The sequence below is a fragment of the Methylobacterium sp. E-046 genome (assembly GCF_022829625.1).
GTDB classification, from domain to species: domain Bacteria; phylum Pseudomonadota; class Alphaproteobacteria; order Rhizobiales; family Beijerinckiaceae; genus Methylobacterium; species Methylobacterium longum.
Window position 1 is genome coordinate 1 of sequence record NZ_JAKSYP010000291.1, and the last position, 3,872, is coordinate 3,872.

At 63.5% G+C, this 3,872-nt stretch carries 6 protein-coding genes; 2 read left to right on the forward strand and 4 right to left on the reverse strand.

What is annotated here, in order from left to right; translation table 11 throughout:
• Positions 1-533 precede the first annotated feature (533 nt).
• Positions 534-824 carry a hypothetical protein gene (locus MKK82_RS33540; protein ID WP_243988056.1) on the reverse strand — a complete coding sequence of 97 codons (291 nt, stop codon included), beginning with the start codon at positions 822-824 and terminating at the stop codon, positions 534-536.
• Positions 825-1,371: 547 nt separating this feature from the next.
• Between MKK82_RS33540 and MKK82_RS33545 the strand changes: the two genes are divergently transcribed.
• Positions 1,372-1,734, forward strand: a complete 363-nt coding sequence (locus MKK82_RS33545) for a hypothetical protein (RefSeq protein ID WP_243988057.1) — start codon at positions 1,372-1,374, stop codon at positions 1,732-1,734.
• A gap of 12 nt (positions 1,735-1,746) precedes the next feature.
• Here MKK82_RS33545 and MKK82_RS33550 read toward each other — a convergent pair whose 3' ends face one another.
• Entirely contained in the window at positions 1,747-1,923 is a 177-nt protein-coding gene (locus MKK82_RS33550) for a hypothetical protein (RefSeq protein ID WP_243988058.1), read from the reverse strand.
• Positions 1,924-2,210: 287 nt separating this feature from the next.
• Between MKK82_RS33550 and MKK82_RS33555 the strand changes: the two genes are divergently transcribed.
• Positions 2,211-2,588 carry a hypothetical protein gene (locus MKK82_RS33555; RefSeq protein WP_243988059.1) on the forward strand — a complete coding sequence of 126 codons (378 nt, stop codon included), beginning with the start codon at positions 2,211-2,213 and terminating at the stop codon, positions 2,586-2,588.
• 189 nt (positions 2,589-2,777) lie between these two features.
• On the opposite strand, the gene MKK82_RS33560 is transcribed toward MKK82_RS33555, so the two are convergent.
• Positions 2,778-3,182 (reverse strand): hypothetical protein, encoded by a 405-nt coding sequence (locus MKK82_RS33560; RefSeq protein ID WP_243988061.1) that lies wholly within the window; start codon positions 3,180-3,182, stop codon positions 2,778-2,780.
• Positions 3,183-3,445: 263 nt separating this feature from the next.
• On the reverse strand, positions 3,446-3,589 hold the full coding sequence (locus MKK82_RS33565) for a hypothetical protein (RefSeq protein ID WP_243988062.1): 144 nt from the start codon (positions 3,587-3,589) through the stop codon (positions 3,446-3,448).
• Positions 3,590-3,872: the final 283 nt, after the last annotated feature.

The window sequence follows — 3,872 nt, forward strand, 5'->3', positions numbered from 1 at the left end:
CTGTACGACGCAGAGCGCAGGCAACATCCTGCTTGTCTGCCCCTAATGCGTCGGATAGATACGCCTCCCCGGACAGAAAAAAGGCCACCCCCGAAGGAGCGGCCCGAAGTCTTGGGAGGAAACGCCCGCGAGGGGCTGCGGTACTGCGATGCCATCGCGATCCCGCATTGCAAACCTAGGCCACCGCAGTGCGGTAGACAACCACCCCTGGGTTGTAGGTACCTATCCTAGGACGCGGCGATACACAGGCGCGCGTCCACGACAGGGCGCGATATGTTAGGCCATGGGCCGGCGCTCCGCGGTCTCCAGTCCCGCCGCACTGCGCCGACCCTCACGCGACCGCCCGGCCAAGACCTCACGAGCAAGGTACAGGGAACTGGCCTGCACCCGCCTGTCGCCGCGTGTCACCACCTGCAACAGCACCGTCTGGGTCGCGAACACCTCGGGCGCATCAGCAGAGGGAGATGATGCTGTAGCAGATACGGCTACAACGGCACATCAGGCTTCGATCGGGACCGAGACGCTCTAGCGTATCACAGAGCCGCGCACCTCTCAGATGACACGGCATCGTCGTGGTTCACCGCCGGAGCGCACGCGGCATTCACCATCGGGAAGACCGCCGGAAATTCCGTGCGCATGGATCGAAGTGCGGAACAGATGGCCCGAAGAACCGGCGCCGGCGCCCCCTGCGCATCGGCCTCGATGCGGAGTTGCTGAAGCGCATGCAAGAGGACTGTGCGGCGAGGATCACCGGGCAGGCCGTGATCGGTTGTCAGGAGCGTCAACAGCTTACGGCCGAACGGATCCTCAAGCAGTGTCCACATCTAACGCTCTCGATAGTGCATGGCCCCTGCATTGGCCGACCATTATATCTACACCTACGTACAGATACTCAATTGACGATCCTAGAGGGCGATGAGTACTGATTAATGGCTGCTTCGAACTCCGCGCGGTGGCTCGGCGAGGCGGGAGGGGGAGCTTTGCTCGCCTGCCTCGCCGCAAAACGTTCGGCTGGCTTCAGATCAAAAGGTGCTCTGGGGCGAAGGTGCGCGGGCTACTCCTGCGGCACACTCGACAACTGCGCTTTGGTCCGGAACAGCCCCAGGCCACTGCGCCTATCTCAGGGTTCAGCCCGGGAGCGGTGTCCATGAATGTGTTCCAGGTCCGTCAGAGCGCAACAGGCACGATCCTCTGGACTGGCTCAGCCTCTGACCCGATCGCTGCCCTCGACGCTATGGCGCACGAGGCCGGCTACTACGACCACGGGGACATCCCTGAACACCTGCGAGCGGGTGGGCTTCACGCAGAGGAAATCCGGGTCTAACAACCTTGAGCGTCATGCCGGCAATAGGCCCGTAGACGTGCGAGGTGATGGCTGTGCGCTGCCGAGCCCTTATCGCCCTGGCCTTTGCTGCAATCCTATACGCCGCGCCAGTCCATGCGCAGACGCAGGAGGAGCAGGCTTTGGCCCTGCTCCGGGCCTCCAGCGCGCAATCCGCCATCATCACGTTCTGCGGCAAGCACTACGCGATCGACGGCACGACGGCGCTGCGGATCTCCCAGACCGCGCGAGACGTAGCCACCAAGGTGCTTGGCCAGGAACGGGCTAACGCTGCCTTCAGGGACGAGCTGGCGCGGCGCTACGCCGAGGTGAAGGACTTCGGGGAGCAGCAATGGTGCGCCAGCCAGCGCGATGAGCTTTCGAGCGGCGAGGTCCGGATCTTCAAGGATTGAGACGCAGACAGCTCAATCTCCGCCATCACCAGCGTCGTCGCCGGCGTCCAGCAGCCAGCCGAGCAGGTCGAGGCCTACATCGCCAGCTTCATTGCCGACAGGCTTGACCAGTGGCTTCTCCAGGTGCTGCGCCCGCACCTCGGCGAACAGCTCGCGGGCTAGCCGGTCCAGGGCGTCGTCTGACAGCACGCGCTCTCGCCCAACCGGCATGACCGCACTCCTTGTTGAGCACCGGCCGGCTCGGCCCCGCCGCCCGATCTAATCACGGGGTAGCGGGGCGGCCGTGTCCGCACGATGGAGCCGACGCAATACAGACAAGCTCGCGCAGCAGTATGCCGATATTCAGTTATCAGATGGTCAATACGCCTGCATTCAAACTGACACTTGGCGTACCAAACGCCGCAATATGGTGAACATCCTCGACTGGACGGTGATCGCGCCTATTTCCATCAGGCCCACTCCGTACGAGCATGCACATGTCGGACGAACGGCCTCGTATCCAGCACGGATCAGCCCGCGGCGAAGCGCTCGTTGCGGCGTGGAACCGCTCAGATCGAGCTTATGTCGTTGATCAGCTGGCCGAGACAGTGCGGTTGGAGGCTGCCCGTCCGAAGATGCCGGAACCAGCCGCTGTTTTCAGACTGACGTCCAAGGCTGCGTTCGAAGCGGAGCTGGCGGCGTATCCCGGCCCCTTGCCGGCGTTCGAGATCGTCGGCCTGTTTGAGCAGCCAAACACCATCTGCTTGGTCTTGGATGATGCTGACGGCGACGCGCTGGCCGTAACCATTGAGATGGATGAGGCCGGCAAAATCGAGCGCATCATAAGCTATCGAGCCGGTGCCGAGAGCGAGTGACACAAGCTGCGATGGCGCGGTCAGATCGGCGACCTCGGTGAGTGCATCGGCCGCTCGGCCCCGCCCCGATCTGCTCACGGGGCGGGGGAGCGTCCGATCTCACCAGCGGTGGGCCGATACGCAACGTGGCCCACAGGCATAGTGCCAGGGCGCGGTTACGGGCGCGTGTACGGCGCCCGTGTGCTGATCTCAGTACCCGTACCCATAGCCGTAGGGCCGGCGGTAGTAGCCGTAGGGGCCGCCATAGTAGCCCACCGGAGCGTACCCACCGTAAGGACCACCATACCCATAGCCGTAGCCGCCGTAGGGGTACCCGTAGCCGCCGGCGAGGCCATACCCGACGGCCGCACCCGTGGCCAAACCGAGACCCAGTCCGAGGCCACCGTAACCGTATCCACGGCCATAGCCGTAGCCGTAGCGGCCATACCCACCACGGAACCCGCCGTAGCCACCGCGGAAACCAGCGCCACGGAAGCCGCCACCGAAGCCGCCGCCACGGAAGCCACCGCCGCCGAAGCCACGTGCATCAGCACCGGTCGGAACAAAGGCGAGCGCGGCCAGCACCGCCGTTGAGGCAAGAGCAAGACGTTTCATCAGGATCATCTCCTATCCAAGAAGCGTGATCCGAAAACTCTGCTTGCCGCACGCTGGATCCCATGCGGGGAAGTACAAGGCGTCGCAGATTTGTATCAATATGTTGCTGTTAGACAAAAAAGCCCGACCCAGGGGAGATGATCCTGGGCCGGGCACTTCTGTACCGAACAATACAGGGGCGGTGTTGCTCGATACAGTTGCTGGGCCAACTGGTTATACGAGGCAGAGTTCCCCGCTGCCATCCGCACGCGGGCAGCGATACCTTAGCGCGTCGTCAGCTGTGTCGGCTTGGAGCTGTGCTTGAACAGGCCGCGCACGAGCTGGGAGGGCAAGCGCACCAGCTTGTAGACTGCGTGGGCGGTCATGACAGCGAGGACGGCGAGCAGCGCCAGAATGGTGTTGAGCAACGCAGATACTCCCGGCGGCGTGAACACAGCGAGCCGCCAACGCCACTGATGTCAGGAGGCGCGTCGAACGGGGCGACTGTGTGATGCCTGTAACTGCGCTTCGGCATCTTGGGCCTTCGTTCGTCATACCGTCCGGCTGCAGACCCTCACCGCATGGCTCGGCCTTTTCTACCGCCCGCGAGAATTCTCACGGGTCCGCTTCGGTCGAGGTCGCCCGCTGCCCCTCGGCAGCCATTCTTCGGTTCCGCTGGCCTCGTTTTCCCCAGAACTGGAACTTCAGTAG

Excerpts from the sequence above, each read along its gene's own strand:
- MKK82_RS33540 (WP_243988056.1), bottom strand. The coding sequence starts at position 824 with ATGTGGACACTGCTTGAGGATCCGTTCGGCCGTAAGCTGTTGACGCTC.
- MKK82_RS33545 (WP_243988057.1), top strand. The coding sequence starts at position 1,372 with ATGGCTGTGCGCTGCCGAGCCCTTATCGCCCTGGCCTTTGCTGCAATC.
- MKK82_RS33555 (WP_243988059.1), top strand. The coding sequence starts at position 2,211 with ATGTCGGACGAACGGCCTCGTATCCAGCACGGATCAGCCCGCGGCGAA.
- MKK82_RS33560 (WP_243988061.1), bottom strand. The coding sequence starts at position 3,182 with ATGAAACGTCTTGCTCTTGCCTCAACGGCGGTGCTGGCCGCGCTCGCC.